A 21125-nucleotide genomic window follows, 5' to 3' on the forward strand; every position below is an offset into this window, starting at 1 on the left:
TTCAGTCTAACTTGCGGATTTTGATTCGGCGAAAATTTTTTTCGCCGAAAAAATCCTAAATTTGCGGACTCATGAATATCTCTGCACTTATTCTCGAATATCTGAAGGACAGGCATAAAGCTACGGTTACCGGCTTTGGCGATTTCCTGCTGCAAAATGCAGCTGCCGTCCTGAATCCGGATGATAAAACCCTGCTGCCACCGGCACAAAAGATAGTCTACCACCCGGATTACGGCGTTTTGGGTTCTGATTTCGAAAAATTCGTGGCCGAAAAACAGGGTCTGAGCGCCGAAAAAGCTGCGGAAGAAATAAAACTCCAGGTCACCTTTTGGAAAAACAAGATTAATGAAGGCGAAAACTTCAGCCTTGAAGGTCTGGGTGTATTTAAAATCTCTGCAGATTCTGTCCATTTTGAGGGTAACAGGATTGCGGGAGATCATTCCGACTTTTACGGACTGGAGGAAATCAATCTTGCGGAATTAGGCAGGCGCCGCGGAAATTCAAAAATCCCGGGCGAAAATAAACCTTATTCCATAGGCAAGGCGGCAGTTTGGCTTCTGTTGCTAGCGCTGCCCATAGGAGCCTTAGCCTATTTTGGGGTTACCCAGCCTGAGTTGTTATTTGGCAGAAAGTCCTTTACACCAGAATCCCTGGAGAAAATGAAGGACACAGTGAAAGCCGTGCCCGCAAAAAGAGATACAGTCAATCTGATGAAACTGGATTCGGTGCAGGCCGATTCCAATATAACAACAGCAGCGGTTCCGGTTGCTCCAAAAAAATGGAAATCACAGAAAAATCCTACTAAAAAATGGCGCAAACCAAAAAAGCAAGTGAATCACTAACGGTAATGACCAATATCGTTCTTCCGAACGAAACCAATTCGCTACGCAATCTTTTCGGTGGCGAACTGCTGGCGAAGATGGACCGATGTGCGTCTATCTCTGCCGCACGACACTGCGAAAGACGCGTGGTTACCGCCTCGGTAAACCATGTATCCTTCAACCATCCGATTCCGGAGGGTGGCATCGTTGTGCTGGAATCCAAAGTCTCACGGGCTTTCTCAACCTCCATGGAGATTTACGTTGATGTTTGGCTGGACGACCCCATTAATCAGAAAAAGATTCATACCAATGAGGGGATTTACACCTTTGTTGCGGTGGATGAATTTAACCGTCCAATTCCGATTCCTAATATGGAGCCTGAAACGGAGCAGGAAATTTCGCGCTATGAGGCAGCCTTACGCAGAAAGGAACTTTCCCTGATCCTGTCCGGACGTATGAAGCCCGCTGACTCTGTAGAGCTCAAAAAGCTTTTCGGTCAGGGTTAACGGACTTTCCGTAAACTGAATAATGAAGATACTCCAGCTTGATAAAAATCACCCGCTGATAGAAGAGCAGCTCTCGGCAAAAGGCTTTAATGTTGATGCGGATTTTACCAGCAGCTACAGCCGGCTTCTGCAAATTATTGCGCCCTACGATGGGATTATTATCCGAAGCCGCGTCCCTATGGACCGGAACTTCATCCGGCAAGCCAGAAATCTTAAATTTATAGCGCGTGTAGGTGCCGGACTGGAAAATATTGACCTGGAAGCTGCCGCAGAGTTTGGCGTTGCAGTCATCAGCTCGCCCGAAGGCAACCGCGATGCCGTGGCCGAGCATGTGCTGGGTATGCTGCTGGTACTGACTAACCGACTTTTTATTTCCGCAGAAGAAGTGAAGCAGGGATTTTGGAAAAGGGAAGAAAACCGGGGCGATGAGCTTGCCGGAAAAACTTTCGGTATTATTGGCTATGGCCATATGGGTAAAGCAGTTGCCAAAAGACTCGCCGGATTTTCTCTCAAGACCGTGTTTCATGATATACTGCCCGACCTTGCTGATGAGTTTGCCACGCAGGTAAGTCTGAAGGAATTAATGAGGACCGCGGATATCGTAAGTCTGCATATTCCGCTCACCGACCAAACGCATTACCTGGTGGATGAAGATTTCGTTAATGGAATGGCTAAAGAATTCTACCTCATCAATGCCTCGCGGGGAAAGAATGTTAAAACGAAGGCTTTAGTTCATGGATTGAAGAACGGTAAAGTCAGAGGAGCTGCGCTGGATGTCCTCGAGTTTGAAAAACCTTCTTTTGAGAATCTGGGTTCTGAAAATGAAGATTTGGAATACCTTCTTCAGTCCAATAAGGTTATTGTGACTCCCCATATCGCAGGCTGGACCCACCAGAGCAAAGAAAAACTGGCGCAGGTGATTGTAGATAAGATCCTGGCTAAGTTTGGTTCCTGATGCCGGCACTTTCAACTGTTTATAGACCATTTTTTGATGAATTATATAACAGTAGACCTCTAATCTTGTAAGGCTTCCATTGTTAAAGTATTCATAATGTCCTGCCGTATCACCATACAGGCTTTCCCTTTTTATTAAATTGCCGCTCATTTTGTAAAGTTAATAATGAGAAAGAGTTTTTGGCTGGGGTTGCTGTGTGTGATGTTGTTGGGTTCATGTAAAAAAGAACTTCAGATACTTGATAAAGAGGCCACGACACAGCTTCCTAATTTTGGAAATGTAAAGCTGGATGAGGTATTTAGGGGTAAAGAAAATAAGCATACAGACAGTGATTCCATCAATGCGGTAATTCAGCATTATTACCGGACAGTTTGGGAAGGTGGTGACCTTTGGGGCGGATTTCTGATCGCCATAGGCGACGATATTCTCTATGAAGGATACCGTGGCTTTGCACAGGACAACAAACAGGAACCCATTACCCAATCCACGCCTTTGCACGTTGCGTCCATCAGTAAAACAATTACCGCTATGGCAGTGATGAAGTTGGTGGAAGCCGGAAAGCTTGACCTTGATGCTGAAGTTGCGGAATATTTTCCCGGTTTTCCTTATCCGGGGGTCACGGTAAAGTCATTGCTTACTCAGCGCAGCGGCTTGCCTAAATATGAGTATTTTATTGAAAAAATTGAGCCTGCGCCGGCAGAACTCAGCAAGAAATTTCTCACAAACCGGGACATTCTGAACCTGATGCTCCGCCACAAGCCGGAAGCTGCGCGCAGTCCCAATACAGGATTCATGTACTGTAATACCAACTACGCCATGCTGGCGCTCCTGATTGAGAAAGTTACCGCCACTCCATTCCCATCAGCCATGGAACAGATGGTTTTCAAACCTTTGAAAATGGAAAACTCATTTATCTTCCAGGAAAAGGACACACTTACGGCTACCAAGTCTTTCTTTAACCGCGGTCCGAAAGTTTATCCTTATGACCGGCTGGATCTTATCTATGGTGACAAAAACGTATATACTACTCCGCGCGATTTACTCAATTTCTCGCGTGCAATGTATGCTGACAATTTCCTTCGCGGCGATCTGAAAAATATGGTCTTTGAGCCCTACAGTAACGAGCGGCCAGGAATTAATAATTATGGCATTGGTTTCCGCATGAAGGTTTATGATAACGGTAACAAGCTTACCTTCCATACTGGATGGTGGCATGGCACTAATTCCGTATTTGCTCATCTGCTGAATTCCAATGTAACCATCGTGGCAATAGGAAATAAATTCTCCCGTCAGCCTTACACCGCACTGTCGCTGGCAGGTCTTTTCGGGCAGTATCCCATTGAAATAGACCGCCTTAAAAATACAATGAAACAAGGCGCCCGTGCATCTTCCGGCAGTGAGGAGGATTCTGCAGATGTAAATGGCGGATAAATCTTTAAATTTGCACAAAATCAATTAATGCTGAAGCCATTTTACCTTATAATCACCGCATTACTTCTGTTTTCCTGCGCCAGAGTAGGTTCTCCTGTAGGAGGACAACGCGATACCATCGCACCCAGGGTAATTGGCTCAAATATAGACACGCCCAGAGTAAATGTGCCTGTCAACCTGAAAGAACTGCGAATTTCCTTTGATGAATACATCACCCTGAAGGACGCAAATAAGAACCTGATTATTTCACCTCCGATCAGAAAAATAAAACGTATCCTTCCCTCCAGCCTGGCTACCAAAGAAATTGTGATCCAGTGGGAAGATACACTCCAGGCTAATACCACTTACAGCTTTAATTTCGGCAGCTCGATTCAGGACCACAACGAAGGGAATATGCTCCCTTACTATAACTATGCATTCTCAACCGGTGAAAAAATAGACGATCTTTACATCAGTGGTCAGGTTACAGAAGCGCTGCAGATTAAGGCTGTTCCGGCTAAGGTGAGCAGAGTTGTTGGTCTTTATCAGGACAAAGACTCGATGGATTACCGTCAGAAGGCCTATTATATTACAAGAGTGGACGACGACGGTTACTATGAACTGAATTATCTTTCACCCGGGACTTACCGCATCATCGCTTTTGAAGACGCGAATTCCAATTCTGTTTACGATCCCGGTAAAGAAAAAGTGGGTTTCCGTAAAGAGCCTGTAGTAGTTGAAAATTCTGTGTCGGGATTGCCCATCAGTCTGTTCCCGTCAAAAAAAGCATTCCGTTATCAGGAAATGAAGGACATGCCGGGTGGGGTACAGATGCTATTTGAGGGTAATCCACAAAATGTAGAAGTGAAGGCGGTATCCGAAAAACTGAAAGAATATAAGGTCACACACCGAAGCAAATCGGATACAGTTAAGATTTGGTTTGATGCTTTGAAACAAAGTATTGGAACTGATGTAAGCGAGAATCTGAGGTTCAGCTATGCTGCAGAAGGCAAACAGGATACCGTTTCCCTTTTCTACAAGAGAAATCCTGATGCTGAGATGGTGATTTCGAATGATGGTGGAGCCCTGCTTCCGCCCCAAACTGATTTTAAAGTGACCAGCAACTATATTATTGACAGGATTCAGCCGGAAAAATGGACGCTCACCATAGACAGTCTTACGGCTGTTCCGTTTACTGCCAGGATTTCTGAGACTAATCCTTACCAAATTCTGGTTAATGCCGCGTTTGTGGAAGGTAATAAATACCAGCTTACGATTCCAAGTAAGACGGTTTCCTCCTTTTATGAATCTACTGCCAAGCCTTACCGCTTCGATTTTGAGGCTGATAAAGTCCAGAATTTCGGCAGTTTTACTGCGCGCCTGAGCAATAAACCCGAGGCACGCTTCTGGCTGCAGCTGTTGGACTCATCGGAAAAAGTGCAGTACACAACGTTTACTGATGCAGCAGAAGTTAAATTTAATATGGTGAAACCGGGTGAATACTTTGTGCGCATTTTGGTGGACAACAATGGTAACGGACATTGGGATGAAGCCGACTTCCTTAATCAGCAGTTTGCCGAGGATGCTTATATTTTCTATAAAAAAGTAAATATCCGCCCGCTTTGGGAGTTGGTGGAAGACTGGGATTTAAAAGATACCCGCAGACTCGATCCTGTAAAACCTGAATCAACTGCTCCGCAGGCAACTACCCCAAATACTTCGGCGCCCGTCCGGAACCCACAGATTCGCGGTACTGTGCCCGGTACAAGACCTGAAAGAACTTTGGAGCGGAGATGATGAAAAAAACCTTGAAAATTATCTTCTGTGTTGTAGCTGTTCTTTTGCTAATTCAGCTGATTCCTGTAGACAGAACCAATGTTCCGGTAGATCCGGCGGCAGATTTTGTGAAGCTGACGGGAGCCCCGGCTGAGGTAACTGCCGTCCTAAAAAGATCCTGTTATGACTGCCATTCAAACGAAACCGTTTATCCGCAGTATGCGTATATTGCACCATTCTCATGGTCGGTGAAACATCATGTAAACAAAGGAAGAAAGCATGTGAATTTTTCGCAATGGGCAGCCTATAATAAGGAGCAGAAACAGGGAATTCTTGAAAAAACAGTGCACGTGTTGGAAGACCGCAAAATGCCGCTGCCCGTGTATATTTCGTATCATGAAGAGGCTGCGCTTACCCCTGCCGACCGTAAGATGCTGGCAGACTATTTTAAATCTTTAGCCGATTCCAAAGAAAAATAAACGCCTTCCGTAATGGAAAGCGTTTTATTGCTTTGTTTACTGATTACCTTTAAACCATATTTTCTGGTTTTACCCATTCGTCAAACTGTTCTGCGGTCAGCAAGCCCAGGTTTACAGCTTCCTCTTTCAGGGTGGTGCCGTTTTTATGGGCGGTCTTTGCAATTGTGGCCGCATTTTCATAGCCAATGTGCGTGTTCAGTGCAGTGACAAGCATTAAACTTTTATCAACCAGTTCCCTGATGCGCGGAAGGTTAGGTTCAATTCCCACAGCACAGTGGTCATTGAAGGAAATGCAGGCATCACCCAAAAGTTGTGCAGACTGCAGGAAGTTGTAGGCCATCAGTGGTTTAAAAACGTTAAGTTCATAATTGCCCTGGGTACCGGCGAAGGTAATTGAAGTATCATTGCCAAGCACCTGGGCGCACACCATGGTGAGTGCCTCATTCTGCGTTGGATTCACTTTGCCCGGCATAATAGACGAGCCGGGTTCATTTTCCGGAATGAAAATTTCGCCGATGCCGCTGCGCGGACCTGAGGCCAACATCCGGATATCCTGTGCGATCTTATAAAGTGCCACCGCAAGTTGTTTAAGTGCGCCGTGGCTTTCCACGATCGCATCATGTGCTGCTAAGGCTTCAAATTTATTGGGTGCGGTTACAAAAGGCAAACCGGTAAATTCGGAAATGTATTTTGCTACCAGGACATCATAACCTTCCGGTGTATTTAATCCCGTTCCTACAGCTGTTCCGCCCAGCGCCAGTTCCTGAAGGTGATCCAGTGTATGTGTTATGGCCTTCATCGCATAATCCAGCTGCGCAGCATAACCCGAGAATTCCTGTCCTAAGGTAAGAGGCGTTGCATCCATTAGGTGCGTCCTGCCGATTTTAACAATATCTTTAAATTCATTGCTTTTGGTAAGCAGTGTATCGCGAAGTATTTCAACTGCCGGCAACGTGTGCTCCACTACTTTTTTATAGGCCGCGATGTGCATTGCCGTCGGAAATGTGTCGTTGGAACTTTGGGATTTGTTGACATCATCGTTGGGATGAATGACTGATTTCTCGCCTAATTTTCCTCCATTATTAACATGAGCCCTGTTGGATATCACTTCATTCAGGTTCATATTGCTCTGGGTTCCGGAACCCGTTTGCCAGATTACCAGCGGAAACTGGTCATCCAGATTACCGTCCAGTATCTCATCGCAGGCCCGGCTAATATGATCCCGTTTGTCTTCCGGAAGTACACCCAGGTCACAATTTGCGTAAGCGGCGGCCTTCTTGAGATAGGCAAATGCCTCAATGATTTCATGGGGCATTGAACCTTCCGGACCGATCTTAAAATTATTTCTTGACCGTTCGGTCTGGGCGCCCCAGAATTTATCTGCCGGTACCTGAACTTCACCCATCGTATCTTTTTCCGTTCTGTAATTCATGTTCGTTAATTTTGAGATTAAAGTTAATCAATTTAAAATTGAGGCACCCTAACGTTGAGTCTTCTACAACCTTTTCCGGCATCCGTAAATCCATTAAGCCTGCGTAATATCAGTTTTCCATCATCCTTATTTGTACTAATTTTGCACCACCAAAATTAATCTATGGAATTTCAATATCAGGAACCTTATCCTATACTAAAGGACGATACCAAATACAGAAAACTCAGTTCTGAATATTTAAAGATTGATTATCTTGGAGGACGTGAAATCCTTTCGGTAGATCCCAAGGCACTGGAACTCCTAGCCGAGAATGCACTGGCCGATGTTTCCTTTATGCTGAGGTCTTCTCACCTGCAGAAACTGCGCAATATCATTGATGATCCCGAGGCTACCGATAATGACCGTTTTGTGGCCTATAACCTCCTTCAGAACGCAGCTGTAGCCGCTGAAGGTGCACTTCCTTCCTGTCAGGACACCGGAACTGCCATCTGTGTGGCTAAAAAAGGCGAGAATGTATATACGGGTGCCGATGACGCCGAATGGATTTCGCGCGGCATCTACAATACTTACCAGAGCAGAAACCTTCGCTTTTCACAGGTGGTACCTTTAACGATGTTTGAAGAGAAAAACTCCGGAACAAACCTTCCCGCCCAGATAGACATTTATGCAACCAAAGGTGAAGAATACAAATTTCTTTTCCTGGCCAAGGGAGGTGGTTCCGCAAACAAGACTTTTCTTTACCAAAAAACCAAGTCATTGCTTAATGATAAAGCTCTGGAAGCATTTGTCCGTGAGCGGATTATGGATCTGGGTACTGCAGCCTGCCCACCGTATCACCTGGCATTGGTTATCGGCGGAACTTCAGCTGAAGCGAACCTTGCCGCAGTGAAAAAGGCCAGTGCCGGTTACTATGACCATTTGCCTACCGAAGGAAATATGGGAGGACAGGCCTTCCGCGACCTGGAATGGGAACGCCGCGTGCAGGAGATCTGTCAGGAAAGTTCCATCGGAGCACAATTTGGCGGCAAATACCTTACGCATGATGTACGGGTGATCCGTTTGCCGAGGCATGCTGCTTCCTGTCCGGTAGGAATGGGTGTTTCCTGTTCTGCAGACCGTAACATAAAAGGATTCATCAACCGCGAGGGTATATTCCTGGAGCAACTGGAGACCGACCCAAAAAGGTTTCTGCCGGAAACGGCGCCACACCTGGAAGCACCGGTTCAGATTAACCTGAACAGACCGATGCCCGAGATCCTGGCGGAACTGTCGCAGTATCCAATCAAGACGCGTTTAAGTCTGAACGGAACGCTGATCGTGGCCCGGGATATTGCTCATGCTAAAATTAAAGAACTGATTGACAGCGGACAGCCGATGCCCGAGTATTTTAAGAACCATCCTGTGTATTATGCAGGACCGGCAAAAACTCCGGACGGCATGGCTTCAGGAAGTTTTGGACCTACCACCGCAGGAAGAATGGATGTTTATGTGGATGAATTCCAGAGTTTGGGGGGCTCCATGATTATGCTGGCCAAAGGAAACCGTTCTAAAGAGGTGACCAATGCCTGTGCGAAATATGGTGGATTTTATCTGGGGTCCATTGGGGGGCCGGCGGCTATCCTGGCTAAGGAGAATATTAAATCTGTAGAAGTAGTGGATTTTGAAGAGTTAGGAATGGAAGCCGTACGTAAGATTGAAATAGAGAATTTTCCGGCCTTCATTATTTCTGATGACAAAGGAAATGATTTCTTTGAATCTATAGGCAAATAGCACGTTATTGGGTCGTAACCTTTGCTAAATCAAAGTTTGCTGTCCAAAAAATCAGGGGAAAACTTTTATTATCAACTAAATTAATTTAATTTTGCTCAAAATCTGAAATCGATGTTATTACTATTATCTTCATTCTGGCCAGGCTACCAGTTTTTTTGGTTCGTATTCTTTGTATTTATGTTGCTGGTAGGATTCTGGTGCATAATCATGTTTTTCGGCGTAGTAATCCCAATGTGGCTTACTTCAGGACTGAAGGAATACTTTGGTAAGACGGCACCGTTTGATCCGGAAGATGTTCGCAGGAAAACAGTGGTCGAGCAGGGCGCTGAGGTTATATACAGTAATCCCAAAGGCAATGGTCCGTTCATTCACAGTCACGACAGTCACGGTCATCACTAGTTGATGTCATCGCTTTTCCCCACAGACCCGGGAAATGGCGGTTACAAAGCAAAATCATATATATGTTCAGCCTCTTTTTTCAGGGGCTGATTTTTTTTAGTTAAGGAACTGTTGGTACGCACTGAAGCCTCTGTGTGCGCATTGCCAAACATTCTCTCCCATTTTACTTATCTTTGCACTCACAAATTCTCCAAAATGTCAAAATCCCTAATACCTAAACTGGAAGCCATCAAACAGCGCTATAATGAAGTTGCCGACCTTATTATCCAGCCTGATGTAATTTCAGATCAGAAAAAATATTCATCACTGAATAAAGAGTACAGCGACCTGGGCAAGATTGTAACTGTTTTTGATAAATACAAGCAGGCACTCGCGACCATAGAGGAATCGGACGAGATCATTGCTGAAGGTTCGGACAGGGAATTTGTGGAAATGGCAAAAATGGAGAAAAATGAAGCCATTGAGAAGCTTCCCGGTCTGGAAGAAGAGCTGAAAGTCCTTCTTATTCCTAAGGATCCTGCCGATGACAAGAATGTTATCATTGAACTCCGCGCAGGAACCGGCGGCGATGAAGCTGCAATATTTGTGGAAGATGTGTACCGCGCCTACTCGATGTTTTTTAAAGCCAAAGGCTGGAAGCACGAGATAACAGATGCCAGTGAAGCAACTAAAGGATACAAGGAACTTATACTTAAGGTAGAAGGTGACGGTGTTTACGGAATTATGAAGTTTGAATCGGGTGTCCACCGCGTGCAGCGTGTTCCGGAAACGGAATCGCAGGGAAGGGTGCATACCTCCGCAATAACTGTGGCCGTCTTACCTGAAGCTGAAGAGGTGGATTTTGAACTTAATCCGGCAGATATTGAGATGCAGACCTCGCGTTCTGGTGGCGCCGGTGGGCAGAATGTAAACAAGGTGGAGACCAAGGTGCAGCTTACCCATAAGCCCACCGGCATGGTGGTAGTTTGCCAGCAGGCGCGTTCTCAGCTGGCCAACCGTGAACTGGCAATGGAAATGCTTCGTACCAAACTTTACGATATTGAATTGCAGAAGGTAACCGGCGATATTGCTGCACAGCGTAAGACAATGGTTTCCACGGGTGACAGATCGGCTAAGATTAAAACCTACAACTATTCCCAGGGAAGAGTAACGGATCACCGTATCAATAAATCCATCTACAATCTGGATGCGTATATGAACGGGGATATTCAGGAAATGATAGATGCAGTGATTATGGCCGAGAATGCAGAAAAAATGAAAGGCGAGGAGGAAAATTACTAACATTTAATAAAGATGTCCTATATTAGCGCACATTAAAAATATTTAAATATGAAAAAATCAATCTTTATGGCGGCTGCATTTGCCGCAGTGACCCTAATTTCATGTAAGAAAACTGAAACAACTGCTACGGATGTTAATGCAGATTCTGCAGACGCGGTTGTTATCGTAGATGCTGATTCTATGCCGGTAATGTCTGACTCTACAGCAGTAGGAGGTGCGTTGAATGCTACAGGCGACGCTATTGAAGAAGGTGCACAGGACGTGAAAGAAGGCGCTCAGGAAGCGACTGACGGTGATGGTGATATCACTAAATAATCACATTGCATCAATAAGAATTAAAGTCTTCCCAGCCGGGAAGGCTTTTTTTGTGGATAACTGACGGGTTTTTATCGCTAATCCATCACTTTTACCACCAGTATTTAAATTTAATGCCTAATTTTAAATATGAAAAAGTTAATGCTGCTTTTTTATATCGTTTTCCAGACAACGCTTCAGGCACAACAGGAGTCTGTACCGCTGCTGAAGTTTGAAGAGCTGGAGAAAAAGATCGCTGAGGCACCCGCCAGGCTGCTGATTGTAAATTTCTGGGCTACCACATGTGCGCCCTGTGTAAAGGAATTACCCCATTTTATGGAAATAAACCGCAGGTATGAAACAAATCCGGAATTCAAAATGCTTTTGGTTTCCCTGGACAGAGCGAAAGATCTGGAAAGGGTGAAAAAGTTTATGACGGATAAGGATATTACAGCCGAAGTTATCTTACTGGACGATAATAAAAGAATGAACACGTGGATTCCCCGCATTGATCCGGAGTGGGGAGGCGAAATTCCTGTAACTGTCTTTTACAGGCGAGGAGTTACAGTACACTTCCATAACGGGGAGATGTCTAAACCGGAACTCGAAGAAATAATCAGCAAGCACTTAGATTAACATAAATAGCAACAGTATGAAATTGCTTAAAATTTTTCTCCTGGGAATTTTCCTTTTTACAGTTGGCTTTACTCAGGCGCAGTCAGTAGCTGCCTTTACCACAAAACCTGTAATATCCGGTTATTCAATAGGCGATGAAGCCACTGATTTTAAGCTAAAGAACATTGACGGAAAAATGGTTTCCCTCAGTGATTATAAGTCTGCCAAAGGCTTTATCGTCATATTCACCTGTAATCACTGTCCGTACGCCAAAAAATATGAGGAGCGCATTGTGGCACTGGACAAGATGTATAAATCCAAAGGCTATCCCGTGATTGCCGTTAACCCTAACGATCCTGCTGTGCAACCGGAAGATGGTTTTGAAGAGATGAAACAGCGCGCCAAAGAAAAAGGGTTCACATTTCCCTACCTGGTAGATGAGGGACAGAAAATTTATCCTCAGTACGGTGCCACCAAAACACCGCATGTATTTTTGCTGAATAAAGAAAAGGGGCGAAACATTGTCAAATATATTGGCGCAATAGACAACAACTACGAAGATGCATCAGATGTTTCCGAATTCTATGTTCAGGATGCGGTGAACAGCTTGCTGAAAGGAGAGAAAATCAAAACGGAGAAAACTGTTGCGATTGGCTGTACGATAAAGGTGAAGAAAAAGTAAGCAGGGGACAAACAGTTTTTCCAGCCCAGATTTCTTGTGAAAGGGCTGTCTTCAAAGTGATAAAATCAGTAACTTTATCGGCTGTTAAAGCAAGCACAATGCGCAAAGAAATTCAGAACAAAACCCCCGATTTTTCGTCCGATTTTGATGTTAAACTTCCTTATTTCTTTGAAAAGGACGGACTGGAAATGAAATCGGCCTATACCGCTGAGGACTCAGAAAAAATTACTGAAAAACAATATTCTGCCGGGATTGCACCCTATTTGCGCGGTCCTTACTCCACGATGTATGTGCAGAAACCCTGGACCATACGTCAGTATGCGGGATTTTCTACGGCCGAGGAGTCCAATGCCTTCTACCGGAGAAATCTTGCGGCCGGTCAGAAGGGGCTTTCGGTGGCCTTCGACCTTGCCACGCACCGGGGTTACGATTCGGACCATCCGCGTGTGGTGGGAGATGTGGGAAAAGCAGGTGTAGCAATTGACTCAGTGGAGGATATGAAAATCCTTTTCGATCAGATACCGCTGGACCAGATTTCAGTTTCCATGACCATGAACGGTGCTGTACTGCCCATTCTGGCTTTCTATATTGTGGCGGCCGAGGAACAGGGTGTTTCCCAAAACCAACTTTCAGGAACCATACAGAATGACATCCTAAAGGAATTTATGGTTCGGAACACCTATATCTATCCACCAACGCCTTCAATGAAAATAATTGCGGATATTTTCGAATATGCCGCGAGCAATATCCCTAAATTCAATTCCATTTCCATATCCGGCTACCACATGCAGGAAGCCGGGGCCACACCTGTTCTGGAGATGGCCTATACGCTGGCCGACGGTCTGGAATACGTGCGTACCGGAATTCAGGCCGGAATGAAGGTTGATGATTTTGCGCCTCGACTCTCGTTTTTCTGGGCCGTTGGGATGAATCACTTCATGGAAATTGCGAAAATGAGAGCTGCCCGTTATATTTGGGCCAACCTTCTTACGCAGTTTTCGCCTCAAAACCAAAAATCTCTCGCGCTTCGTACTCACTCGCAGACTTCAGGCTGGAGTCTTACCGAGCAGGAGCCCTTCAATAATATTACACGAACTGCAATCGAGGCACTGTCAGCTGCACTGGGCGGAACCCAGTCCCTTCATACCAATGCCCTGGATGAAGCTATAGCTTTACCCACCGACTATTCGGCCAAAATCGCACGTAATACCCAGATTATCCTTCAGCAGGAAACCGGTATAACGGACGTTGTAGATCCCATGGGTGGGAGCCATTTGGTTGAGGCACTTACTCAGCAGATGATTGACGAAGCGATGAAATATATCGATGAGGTAGAGAAAGAAGGCGGAATGACCAAAGCCATTGAAGCGGGAATCCCGAAAATGAGGATTGAGGAAGCTGCAGCGCGCAAACAGGCGAAGATTGACAGCGGTGAAGAATTTATAATTGGTGTCAATTCATTTAAATCCTCACAGAAACAGATGGAACTGGAGATTCTGGATATCGACAATTCCGAGGTGAGACGTAAGCAGATTGAAAGACTGGATAAGATTAGGGCTGGACGCGATGGTGCAGGTGTTCACGAAATTCTTGAAAAATTAAGTAAGGCTGCCGAAACCAATACCGGCAACCTTTTGGAAATCTGTATTGAAGCTGCACGCAGGAGGGTAACTCTAGGCGAAATGAGTAATGCGCTCGAGAAATCCTACGGCCGTTATAAGGCAAACATAAGAACCATACAGGGAGTATACGCAATGAACGCATCAAAAAATGAATATTTTGAGAAAGCTTTGGCAATGACACAGCAGTTTGAAGATCAGCAGGGCCGCAGACCACGTATAATGGTGGTGAAAATGGGTCAGGATGGGCATGACCGCGGTGCAAAGGTAGTTGCTACTGCCTTTGCCGATATGGGTTTTGATGTTGATGTAGCACCGCTCTTCCAGACTCCGGCCGAGGTAGCCATGCAGGCAGTGGAAAACGATATCCATATACTGGGTGTTTCATCTTTGGCGGCAGGACACAAAACGCTCGTTCCTCAGGTGGTGGAAGAACTCAGGAAATTAGGAGCCGACGATATCAGGATTGTGGTGGGTGGTGTAATCCCACAGCAGGATTATGAATTTCTGTATAACAATGGAGCAGACCATATTTTTGGTCCGGGTACCAATTTGCCTAAATCTGCCTGTGAGATTCTTGAAAAGTATCTTAACTAAAATACTCAGAAAACTTAAATTCCTCCACAACCGGAGGAATTTTTAGTTTTGCGATATCAGATAATCATAAACCATTTGGTGCTGGTCCGGTGTCAGTTTTGCCCGCGGCGCCATTCTGCTTAGTGTCTCAATCCACTCCGCGTCGGTATGTTTAGTGGGTTCGGGTAAATTGTGGCATTTATTGCAGGAGTTTTCAAATACTGTTTTCCCTTGAGACAGTTTCTCAGAGGAGGTGTATTTAGGCCCCGTGACAGCATTGCTGCGTGCACACGAAACCATGAAAAGCGAAACTGCCGCAGCCGTTAGAATTGTCTTTTTCATAATGGAAATGATTTAATTGTAACAAATTTATTCGCTATCACCTATCTTTATTTATATAATTCCTGACTTTTCATTCATGACTCTCACTTTCAACCATTACCGTTTGCATTTACGCGAAACCTTTAGAATAGCCTACGGAAACTATGATTACCGCGACTCGCTTACCGTTGCACTGTCCTCGCATGGTGAATCCGGCTATGGCGAGTGTGTGGCTGTAAACTACTATGGAATTGACCTTATAAAGTTTAAAAAAAAGTTAGAAACCGTACGGCATAGACTAAGCGGCCAAAATATTGTTCATCCTGGGCAATTCTATAAGTTTCTCCTGATGCTGAATCTTCATCCTTTCCTCCGTTCGGCACTGGATTGCGCTTATTGGGACCTTTACGGTAAACTGGAAAAGCAAAGTTTGAGTCAGTTGCTGAATTTCCCGCAGCACACCCTTCCTGAGTCATCATTCACAATCAATGTGGCCGATATTGATTCTCAAATTAACAAGATGGCTGCGAGTAAATGGACAAGATTCAAGGTAAAATGCAATGGACTGGACAGGTCCAATATTTTTCGCCTGCAGGAAAGCGGTAAGGAAGTTGCCCTGGATTCCAACGCCAGCTTTACTGCAGAGGACTGTAATTTTCTGGAATCGCAAAAGCTGACGGAACACTTCACTTATCTGGAACAGCCACTGCCGGTTGGAGGATTTCATATATTGAATAAAAATAATTATGCGCACTGGATGTGCGATGAAGATTGCCAAAGCCTTACTGACCTGAAACCACTTTCTGGGCATTACCGCAGCGTCAACATTAAAGTGATGAAGCTGGGCGGGATTACCCCCGCACTCGAAATGATAGCCGCTGCCCGAAGTTCCGGCTTTAAAGTGATGATAGGTTGCATGACGGAATCTACAGTAGGTATTTCCGCCGGTATCGCTCTGGCTGGCCTGTGTGATTATGCTGACCTGGATGGAGCCAACCTCATAGCCAACGATTTTGCGGAGGGCAGTAAGGTAGTTCACGGGAAATTACTTCTTTCCGAAGCTCCGGGACTTGGCATCCGCTTAAAATGACATACCTGCAGAAGATTTCAGTCTTTCATTGGTAAACATTAAATTTGGGTTTTATTTCGGTATGAATTTTACAAACGAAGCTTTGATTGAGGGTATACGCAGTGGTAATAAAAGGTTTCTGGCCAAAGCCATTACACTTGTCGAGAGCAGAAAACCTGAGCACCGCGCGCAGGCCGAAGATTTATTGCAACAAATTATACCTTATTCCGGGAAATCCGTGCGCATCGGGATTACTGGTGTACCTGGCGCAGGTAAATCCACTTTTATTGAAAGCTTTGGAAAGCTGGCCATTCAGAAAGGCCGTAAAGTAGCGGTGTTGGCTATCGATCCCAGTTCGTCACTGAACAAGGGTTCCATATTGGGCGATAAAACCCGCATGGAGGAACTCGCCCGGGAAGAAAACGCATTTATCCGTCCGTCACCCAGTTCGGGTTTCCTTGGTGGTATAGCTAATACAACCTTTGAAACAATGTTGCTTTGCGAAGCTGCCGGCTATGACTGCATATTGATTGAGACTGTTGGTGTAGGCCAAAGTGAAATACTGGTGTCCGAAATAACAGATGTGTTCCTTTTCCTGAAAATTATTGGTGGCGGCGATGAACTGCAGGGAATCAAGCGTGGGATTATGGAGATGGTGGACCTTATTTTCATCAACAAAGTAGATGAAGCAAACAGGTTAGCAGCAAAAAGGACCAAGACCGAACTGATGCGCGCCCTTCATTTCCTTCATCCGAAGGAAAAGGGCTGGAAAGTTCCTGTGACCCTGGGCTCCGCGCTGAACAATGAAGGTTTGGAGGAGGTATTTGATCAGTTGGAACAGTTTATTAACCTGAAGGTAGAGAGCGGACGCTTTGAAGAGGTACGCGCCCTTCAGTCTGCAAACCGTTTTGAATATTGGGTACAGGAGTACATTCTAATGATGACCCGGAAAGAAAACAACGCAGATAATTTATTCCTTCAACATAAAAAAAAGGCCTCCGAAGGAAAGTCTAATCCCAGTTCGGAGGCGAAGAAATTTGTGGAGGAAATTTTCGGAAAAACTATTGGTCCGCATTTGAATTAGCGGCTATATAGCCATCAAATGAAATAGGCTGCCGGTCGCTGGCATCAATCGAGACAAATGCTTTGCCGTTTTTATAAATTTCAATGTTAATCAACGTAATGTGCGATACGTCGTTAGGTCTGATTCTAAAGAGCGTATTTCCTTTGTTTGATGTGGATTTCTGAACAAAGTAATCTTCAGAGGTAAATCTTAGACCCTGCTTATTGGTGTCGTAAGCACTGCTGCTGTACATACGACCGAAGTAGGGTAAAGTACAGGAAAGCTTTTTATCTTCCAGTACGATGGTATATCCACTGTCCAGGGTGGTCATCCTGTTTGGTGTATAATTAGGAATTGCATTTGCAATGGCATTGATGTCGGCGCCCATCACATTTGCTTTCTGAGCGTGAAAAGTAAACTGGCCAGCTTTAGTGAGTTGCTCTGTTGCAGCAGGTTCCAGATAATTTTGAGAAGAACAGTTCAGGAATATTCCAAGACTTAGGAACAGTAAAAATATATTTTTCATTTTTTTTGAATTTATTTATAAGATAACTGCTTGGTAGCATCAAAATTAAGACCGTAAATCTATTGGAATAATAATTGCAAAAGCAAATTTCAAATATCAAATACTATGAAAGTTATTAATACAGTAGGAATAGGAGCCATGATGTTAGCAGCCGTCGCATGTTCAACTAATCCAATAACGGGCAGAAGATCTCTGCAGTTGGCAAATGATGCTGAAATTGCATCTATGGCTGCCCAGGAGTATCAGAAAACCATGAGTCAGTCTAAGGTCGTTAGTGGTACTGCACAGGCTAAAAGTGTTGTAAATGTAGGAACACGTATTAAGAATGCGGCCTACAATTACTACAGAAATTTAGGAAGAGAAGGTGACCTGGCCAATTATCAGTGGGAATTTAAGTTAATTGACAATAAACAGATTAATGCCTGGTGCATGCCCGGCGGAAAAGTAGCCGTCTATACCGGCATTATGCCGGTTACCCAAAACGATACCGGACTGGCAGTAGTTATGGGCCACGAAGTTTCACACGCGCTGGCGGGACACGGTAACGAAAGAATTTCACAGGCAATGGTGGCACAACTTGGTGGTGCTGTAATTGGATCGCAGGTTTCCGGAGGTCAGTGGGGTGCTATTTTTGAGCAGGTATATCCAATTGGTGCACAGGTAGGGTTGATGGCGTATGGCCGTAAACAGGAGCTTGAAGCTGATCAGATGGGTCTCTATCTCATGGGAATGGCCGGATATGATCCAAGACAGGCAATTCCATTCTGGCAGCGCATGGAAGCTTCATCATCGGGTCAGCGTCCGCCTGAATTCCTTTCCACTCACCCGGGACCGGAAAACCGTTTGGCGGCTCTAAATTCCTATATGGATAAAGCGCTTACTTATTACCGTGCAGCCGGCGGGAAATAATAGACAACATTATTAACATGCAGGCCTTCTCAATATTTTGTTAAATTTGGGAAGGTTTTTAAATATAATACGATGAAAAATTTAACCCTTGTAGGCATCATTTTATTGGCACTGGCCTTCCTGCTGTACTATATGCTACCCGAATTCTCTATGGTAAAGCTCTTTGAACCAATAAGCCTGATGGGAATACTTGCCGGTATCGGTATTGGTCTTATCATTGGCGGAATTGTGGGTTATGTAAGCAAAGGTTCTGCGCTGAAGGAAGAGCAGAAGAGGAGAGAGTATAAGCAGCTGTTGAAAGAAAAAGCCGAACTGGAAAAACTTGCCGCTGAAAAATCAGTAAACCAATCCACCACCGTAAGCACACCGCTGACTTCAGATAAAAAAAATACGCAGAACTGGTATTAGTACTGCGTATCTGTTTTTTTTAGAACTGGTAACCAAGTCCGGCCATCAGCATGCTGGGTCTGTTGTCATACCGTATTACAGTGTTGGTGTTACTGTTTATAAAGTCGCGCTGGTCCTCTGTGAAAGATCCTTCGTAGCGCCCGGAGATTATAAAACTTTTGATCTTTACCTGTGCACCCAGTTGGAATCCCACTGTAAAATTGCTTTCGGCATTTTCGCGGAAATCCTCATACTGATTGTCCTTGCTCAGGTAATAGCTGGCCACTGGTCCGGCAAAAATTCCAACACTTTCGCCCAAGACATTATAACCTAAAAGCACCGGAAGGTCTGCACGGTTGGTCTTCGCTTCAATAGTGGTATTGGTTACGGTAATTTCATTTGTAAATGTGGTGTAATAAAGCTCCGGCATTACAAAAAGTCCGCCTACGAGGTTAACCTTCACAGAGACACCTGCATTGAAACCGACATTATTTTTGCCTTCAGCTTCATAAACTTCTATGGCACCCGCTTTAACGCTTTCCCAGGTTGGCTTTCCTGCCGGAAAAAGAGCATGCGCTTTGGCAGCAACAGTTACCTGTGCATAAGCACCTACGGAACTAAGAATAAGCACAGCGGCTAACAGTTTATTTTTCATCAGTCTTGGGATTAGTTACTATATTTTCAATTGAAGTCTTATCGTTGGTCAGGAAATAGTCCCGAAGTTCTTTAAACAGTTCTGACGAATAAACGAAGTCAATCAGATTTTTATTGCGTGCTGTAATCACATTGTCCTTGTTGCCTTCCCACTCCTTGATTCCGAGTCGAAGGTATACAATTTTTTCGCCAATGGTCATCACTGAGTTCATGTCATGTGTGTTGATGATAGTTGTCGTATTGTATTCTTTAGTAATGTCTACCAGCAAGTCATCAATCACATTCGCTGTATAAGGATCCAAACCGGAATTTGGCTCATCACAGAACAGGTATTTAGGGTTATTCACAATGGCACGGGCTATGGCCACCCTTTTCTGCATTCCACCGGAGATCTCGGCGGGAAATTTACGGCCTGCTTTGTCCAGGTGTACCCGACCCATCACATCAATTACCCGTCTTTTTTTCTCTCTGAACGTCAGATTTGTGAACATGTCCAGCGGAAACATAATATTTTCCTCCACCGTCATGGAATCAAAAAGGGCACTACCCTGAAATACGGTACCGATTTCAGCTCGAAGGATCTGTTTTTCCTCACGCTTCATTTTAGTGATATCGCGGCCGTCAAACAGGATCCCCCCGCTCGTGGGTTCGTATACGTTTAGAAGGGATTTCAGGAAAACAGTTTTGCCTGAACCACTTTGCCCGATGATCAGATTTACCTTACCGGTCTCAAAGGTGGTTGAGATGCCTTTCAGCACTTCAGTTTCATCAAACTTTTTACGTAGGTCTTTAATTTCTATCATTACCCTAAAATAATCTGCGTTAATAATAATTCTGAAATAATGATGAAAACCATGGTCCAAACCACCGCCTGTGTACTGGAGCGACCCACTTCAAGTGATCCGCCGCTTACGTTATATCCAAAGTAAGAGGGTACACTGGCTATGATAAATGCAAAAACGATGGTCTTGATAAAGGCGTAATAATAAAACAGCATGGGCATGTACATCTGCACTCCTGTAGTAAAATCTGATATGGTCCAGTTGCCGGTAAGTTCGCCAGCAGCAAACCCTCCCAGGATACCTACGGCTATGCTTAAACCTATGAGCAGCGGATTGTAAATAACACAAGCCAATATTTTCGGGAATATCAGGAAGTTAGGGGAATTGACGCCCATGATGTCCAGCGCATCTATCTGCTCCGTTACGCGCATTGTACCGATACTGGAGGCAATATACGAACCAACTTTACCAGCAAGTATAAGGCTGATGATGGTGGGCGAAAATTCAAGTACGAGTACTGCCTTGGTGGCATAACCGATAAACGGTGTAGGAATCGGAATAGACGATGAACTGAAATTGTTGAACATCTGAATGGCTGTAACTGCTCCAACAAAGACCGAAGTAAACACCACGAGTCCGAACGAATTTACACCAAGATCATTTATTTCCCTGAAAAAAAGTTTAATGAAAACCGACATTTTCTGCGGTGTTCTAATGGCTTTTCCAAGCAGCAGAAAATACTCTCCGAAGGCGGTCAGGAACTTTTTAATCATTCTGCTAAATTAATGTTTTTAAAATA

Annotated in this window: 23 protein-coding genes; 17 read left to right on the forward strand and 6 right to left on the reverse strand. The window is 44.7% G+C overall.

Features of this window, described 5'->3' with window-relative positions:
* Positions 1-71: 71 nt before the first annotated feature.
* The 6 genes from F7R58_RS00665 (at position 72) to F7R58_RS00690 (ending at position 5947) form a co-directional block, all read left to right on the forward strand.
* Positions 72-842: a hypothetical protein gene (locus tag F7R58_RS00665; RefSeq protein ID WP_158063103.1), complete on the forward strand. Its 771-nt coding sequence runs from the start codon at positions 72-74 to the stop codon at positions 840-842.
* Complete coding sequence (locus F7R58_RS00670) at positions 809-1327, forward strand: acyl-CoA thioesterase (RefSeq protein ID WP_158063104.1); 519 nt, start codon at positions 809-811, stop codon at positions 1325-1327. Before F7R58_RS00665 ends, F7R58_RS00670 begins: the two co-directional genes overlap by 34 nt.
* A gap of 22 nt (positions 1328-1349) precedes the next feature.
* On the forward strand, positions 1350-2282 hold the full coding sequence (locus tag F7R58_RS00675; protein WP_158063105.1) for an NAD(P)-dependent oxidoreductase: 933 nt from the start codon (positions 1350-1352) through the stop codon (positions 2280-2282).
* A gap of 165 nt (positions 2283-2447) precedes the next feature.
* Positions 2448-3713 (forward strand): serine hydrolase domain-containing protein, encoded by a 1266-nt coding sequence (locus tag F7R58_RS00680; protein WP_158063106.1) that lies wholly within the window; start codon positions 2448-2450, stop codon positions 3711-3713.
* Between the two features lie 27 nt (positions 3714-3740).
* Positions 3741-5489, forward strand: coding sequence for an Ig-like domain-containing domain (locus tag F7R58_RS00685; protein WP_158063107.1), 1749 nt, complete (start codon positions 3741-3743; stop codon positions 5487-5489).
* A gap of 11 nt (positions 5490-5500) precedes the next feature.
* Entirely contained in the window at positions 5501-5947 is a 447-nt protein-coding gene (locus F7R58_RS00690) for a heme-binding domain-containing protein (protein ID WP_317132564.1), read from the forward strand.
* Between the two features lie 49 nt (positions 5948-5996).
* Here F7R58_RS00690 and fumC read toward each other — a convergent pair whose 3' ends face one another.
* Positions 5997-7379: a class II fumarate hydratase gene (fumC, locus tag F7R58_RS00695; protein ID WP_158063108.1), complete on the reverse strand. Its 1383-nt coding sequence runs from the start codon at positions 7377-7379 to the stop codon at positions 5997-5999.
* 162 nt (positions 7380-7541) lie between these two features.
* On the opposite strand from fumC, the gene F7R58_RS00700 reads away from it, so the two are divergent.
* From F7R58_RS00700 to scpA, 7 genes are all read left to right on the forward strand, one after another.
* Positions 7542-9149, forward strand: coding sequence for a fumarate hydratase (locus F7R58_RS00700; RefSeq protein ID WP_158063109.1), 1608 nt, complete (start codon positions 7542-7544; stop codon positions 9147-9149).
* 111 nt (positions 9150-9260) lie between these two features.
* Positions 9261-9548 (forward strand): hypothetical protein, encoded by a 288-nt coding sequence (locus F7R58_RS00705; RefSeq protein ID WP_158063110.1) that lies wholly within the window; start codon positions 9261-9263, stop codon positions 9546-9548.
* Positions 9549-9743: 195 nt separating this feature from the next.
* A complete protein-coding gene (gene prfA / locus F7R58_RS00710) occupies positions 9744-10829 on the forward strand; it encodes a peptide chain release factor 1 (protein WP_158063111.1) in 1086 nt (361 codons plus the stop codon).
* A gap of 48 nt (positions 10830-10877) precedes the next feature.
* A complete protein-coding gene (locus F7R58_RS00715) occupies positions 10878-11144 on the forward strand; it encodes a hypothetical protein (protein WP_158063112.1) in 267 nt (88 codons plus the stop codon).
* A 129-nt stretch (positions 11145-11273) separates the two neighbouring features.
* Positions 11274-11759, forward strand: a complete 486-nt coding sequence (locus F7R58_RS00720) for a TlpA family protein disulfide reductase (RefSeq protein ID WP_158063113.1) — start codon at positions 11274-11276, stop codon at positions 11757-11759.
* A 16-nt stretch (positions 11760-11775) separates the two neighbouring features.
* Complete coding sequence (locus tag F7R58_RS00725) at positions 11776-12420, forward strand: thioredoxin family protein (RefSeq protein ID WP_158063114.1); 645 nt, start codon at positions 11776-11778, stop codon at positions 12418-12420.
* Between the two features lie 98 nt (positions 12421-12518).
* On the forward strand, positions 12519-14636 hold the full coding sequence (scpA, locus tag F7R58_RS00730) for a methylmalonyl-CoA mutase (protein WP_158063115.1): 2118 nt from the start codon (positions 12519-12521) through the stop codon (positions 14634-14636).
* A 42-nt stretch (positions 14637-14678) separates the two neighbouring features.
* Here scpA and F7R58_RS00735 read toward each other — a convergent pair whose 3' ends face one another.
* The gene (locus F7R58_RS00735) at positions 14679-14957 is read right to left on the reverse strand and encodes a c-type cytochrome (RefSeq protein WP_158063116.1); all 279 of its coding nucleotides are present in this window, start codon (positions 14955-14957) and stop codon (positions 14679-14681) included.
* 76 nt (positions 14958-15033) lie between these two features.
* Here F7R58_RS00735 and F7R58_RS00740 point away from each other — a divergent pair, with 76 nt between their 5' ends.
* Together F7R58_RS00740 and meaB are read left to right on the forward strand one after the other, a co-directional pair.
* Positions 15034-16026 carry an enolase C-terminal domain-like protein gene (locus F7R58_RS00740; RefSeq protein ID WP_158063117.1) on the forward strand — a complete coding sequence of 331 codons (993 nt, stop codon included), beginning with the start codon at positions 15034-15036 and terminating at the stop codon, positions 16024-16026.
* Positions 16027-16087: 61 nt separating this feature from the next.
* Positions 16088-17089 carry a methylmalonyl Co-A mutase-associated GTPase MeaB gene (meaB, locus tag F7R58_RS00745; protein ID WP_158063118.1) on the forward strand — a complete coding sequence of 334 codons (1002 nt, stop codon included), beginning with the start codon at positions 16088-16090 and terminating at the stop codon, positions 17087-17089.
* On the opposite strand, the gene F7R58_RS00750 is transcribed toward meaB, so the two are convergent.
* Positions 17067-17594: a DUF4251 domain-containing protein gene (locus tag F7R58_RS00750; protein WP_158063119.1), complete on the reverse strand. Its 528-nt coding sequence runs from the start codon at positions 17592-17594 to the stop codon at positions 17067-17069. The genes meaB and F7R58_RS00750 overlap by 23 nt on opposite strands.
* Before the next feature lie 105 nt (positions 17595-17699).
* Here F7R58_RS00750 and F7R58_RS00755 point away from each other — a divergent pair, with 105 nt between their 5' ends.
* Both F7R58_RS00755 and F7R58_RS00760 read left to right on the forward strand, forming a co-directional pair.
* Positions 17700-18503 carry a M48 family metallopeptidase gene (locus F7R58_RS00755; RefSeq protein ID WP_158063120.1) on the forward strand — a complete coding sequence of 268 codons (804 nt, stop codon included), beginning with the start codon at positions 17700-17702 and terminating at the stop codon, positions 18501-18503.
* A gap of 72 nt (positions 18504-18575) precedes the next feature.
* Entirely contained in the window at positions 18576-18911 is a 336-nt protein-coding gene (locus F7R58_RS00760) for a hypothetical protein (RefSeq protein ID WP_158063121.1), read from the forward strand.
* Positions 18912-18930: 19 nt separating this feature from the next.
* Here F7R58_RS00760 and F7R58_RS00765 read toward each other — a convergent pair whose 3' ends face one another.
* The 3 genes from F7R58_RS00765 to F7R58_RS00775 are packed head-to-tail and all read right to left on the reverse strand — an operon-like array spanning position 18931 to position 21099.
* Entirely contained in the window at positions 18931-19545 is a 615-nt protein-coding gene (locus tag F7R58_RS00765; RefSeq protein WP_158063122.1) for an outer membrane beta-barrel protein, read from the reverse strand.
* Complete coding sequence (locus F7R58_RS00770) at positions 19535-20347, reverse strand: ABC transporter ATP-binding protein (protein WP_158063123.1); 813 nt, start codon at positions 20345-20347, stop codon at positions 19535-19537. Before F7R58_RS00770 ends, F7R58_RS00765 begins: the two co-directional genes overlap by 11 nt.
* Positions 20347-21099, reverse strand: coding sequence for an MlaE family ABC transporter permease (locus F7R58_RS00775; RefSeq protein WP_158063124.1), 753 nt, complete (start codon positions 21097-21099; stop codon positions 20347-20349). The genes F7R58_RS00770 and F7R58_RS00775 overlap by 1 nt, the downstream gene beginning before the upstream one ends.
* Between the last annotated feature and the right edge of the window lie 26 nt (positions 21100-21125).

The sequence above is a fragment of the Chryseobacterium sp. genome, assembly GCF_008831505.1.
Taxonomy (GTDB): Bacteria; Bacteroidota; Bacteroidia; order Flavobacteriales; family Weeksellaceae; genus Marnyiella.

Excerpts from the sequence above, each read along its gene's own strand:
- scpA (WP_158063115.1), top strand. The coding sequence starts at position 12,519 with ATGCGCAAAGAAATTCAGAACAAAACCCCCGATTTTTCGTCCGATTTT.
- prfA (WP_158063111.1), top strand. The coding sequence starts at position 9,744 with ATGTCAAAATCCCTAATACCTAAACTGGAAGCCATCAAACAGCGCTAT.
- F7R58_RS00700 (WP_158063109.1), top strand. The coding sequence starts at position 7,542 with ATGGAATTTCAATATCAGGAACCTTATCCTATACTAAAGGACGATACC.
- F7R58_RS00750 (WP_158063119.1), bottom strand. The coding sequence starts at position 17,594 with ATGAAAAATATATTTTTACTGTTCCTAAGTCTTGGAATATTCCTGAAC.
- meaB (WP_158063118.1), top strand. The coding sequence starts at position 16,088 with ATGAATTTTACAAACGAAGCTTTGATTGAGGGTATACGCAGTGGTAAT.
- F7R58_RS00705 (WP_158063110.1), top strand. The coding sequence starts at position 9,261 with ATGTTATTACTATTATCTTCATTCTGGCCAGGCTACCAGTTTTTTTGG.
- F7R58_RS00760 (WP_158063121.1), top strand. The coding sequence starts at position 18,576 with ATGAAAAATTTAACCCTTGTAGGCATCATTTTATTGGCACTGGCCTTC.
- F7R58_RS00715 (WP_158063112.1), top strand. The coding sequence starts at position 10,878 with ATGAAAAAATCAATCTTTATGGCGGCTGCATTTGCCGCAGTGACCCTA.
- F7R58_RS00675 (WP_158063105.1), top strand. The coding sequence starts at position 1,350 with ATGAAGATACTCCAGCTTGATAAAAATCACCCGCTGATAGAAGAGCAG.
- F7R58_RS00765 (WP_158063122.1), bottom strand. The coding sequence starts at position 19,545 with ATGAAAAATAAACTGTTAGCCGCTGTGCTTATTCTTAGTTCCGTAGGT.
- F7R58_RS00775 (WP_158063124.1), bottom strand. The coding sequence starts at position 21,099 with ATGATTAAAAAGTTCCTGACCGCCTTCGGAGAGTATTTTCTGCTGCTT.
- F7R58_RS00685 (WP_158063107.1), top strand. The coding sequence starts at position 3,741 with ATGCTGAAGCCATTTTACCTTATAATCACCGCATTACTTCTGTTTTCC.
- F7R58_RS00720 (WP_158063113.1), top strand. The coding sequence starts at position 11,274 with ATGAAAAAGTTAATGCTGCTTTTTTATATCGTTTTCCAGACAACGCTT.
- F7R58_RS00755 (WP_158063120.1), top strand. The coding sequence starts at position 17,700 with ATGAAAGTTATTAATACAGTAGGAATAGGAGCCATGATGTTAGCAGCC.
- F7R58_RS00665 (WP_158063103.1), top strand. The coding sequence starts at position 72 with ATGAATATCTCTGCACTTATTCTCGAATATCTGAAGGACAGGCATAAA.
- F7R58_RS00670 (WP_158063104.1), top strand. The coding sequence starts at position 809 with ATGGCGCAAACCAAAAAAGCAAGTGAATCACTAACGGTAATGACCAAT.
- F7R58_RS00740 (WP_158063117.1), top strand. The coding sequence starts at position 15,034 with ATGACTCTCACTTTCAACCATTACCGTTTGCATTTACGCGAAACCTTT.
- F7R58_RS00770 (WP_158063123.1), bottom strand. The coding sequence starts at position 20,347 with ATGATAGAAATTAAAGACCTACGTAAAAAGTTTGATGAAACTGAAGTG.
- F7R58_RS00680 (WP_158063106.1), top strand. The coding sequence starts at position 2,448 with ATGAGAAAGAGTTTTTGGCTGGGGTTGCTGTGTGTGATGTTGTTGGGT.
- F7R58_RS00735 (WP_158063116.1), bottom strand. The coding sequence starts at position 14,957 with ATGAAAAAGACAATTCTAACGGCTGCGGCAGTTTCGCTTTTCATGGTT.
- F7R58_RS00725 (WP_158063114.1), top strand. The coding sequence starts at position 11,776 with ATGAAATTGCTTAAAATTTTTCTCCTGGGAATTTTCCTTTTTACAGTT.
- fumC (WP_158063108.1), bottom strand. The coding sequence starts at position 7,379 with ATGAATTACAGAACGGAAAAAGATACGATGGGTGAAGTTCAGGTACCG.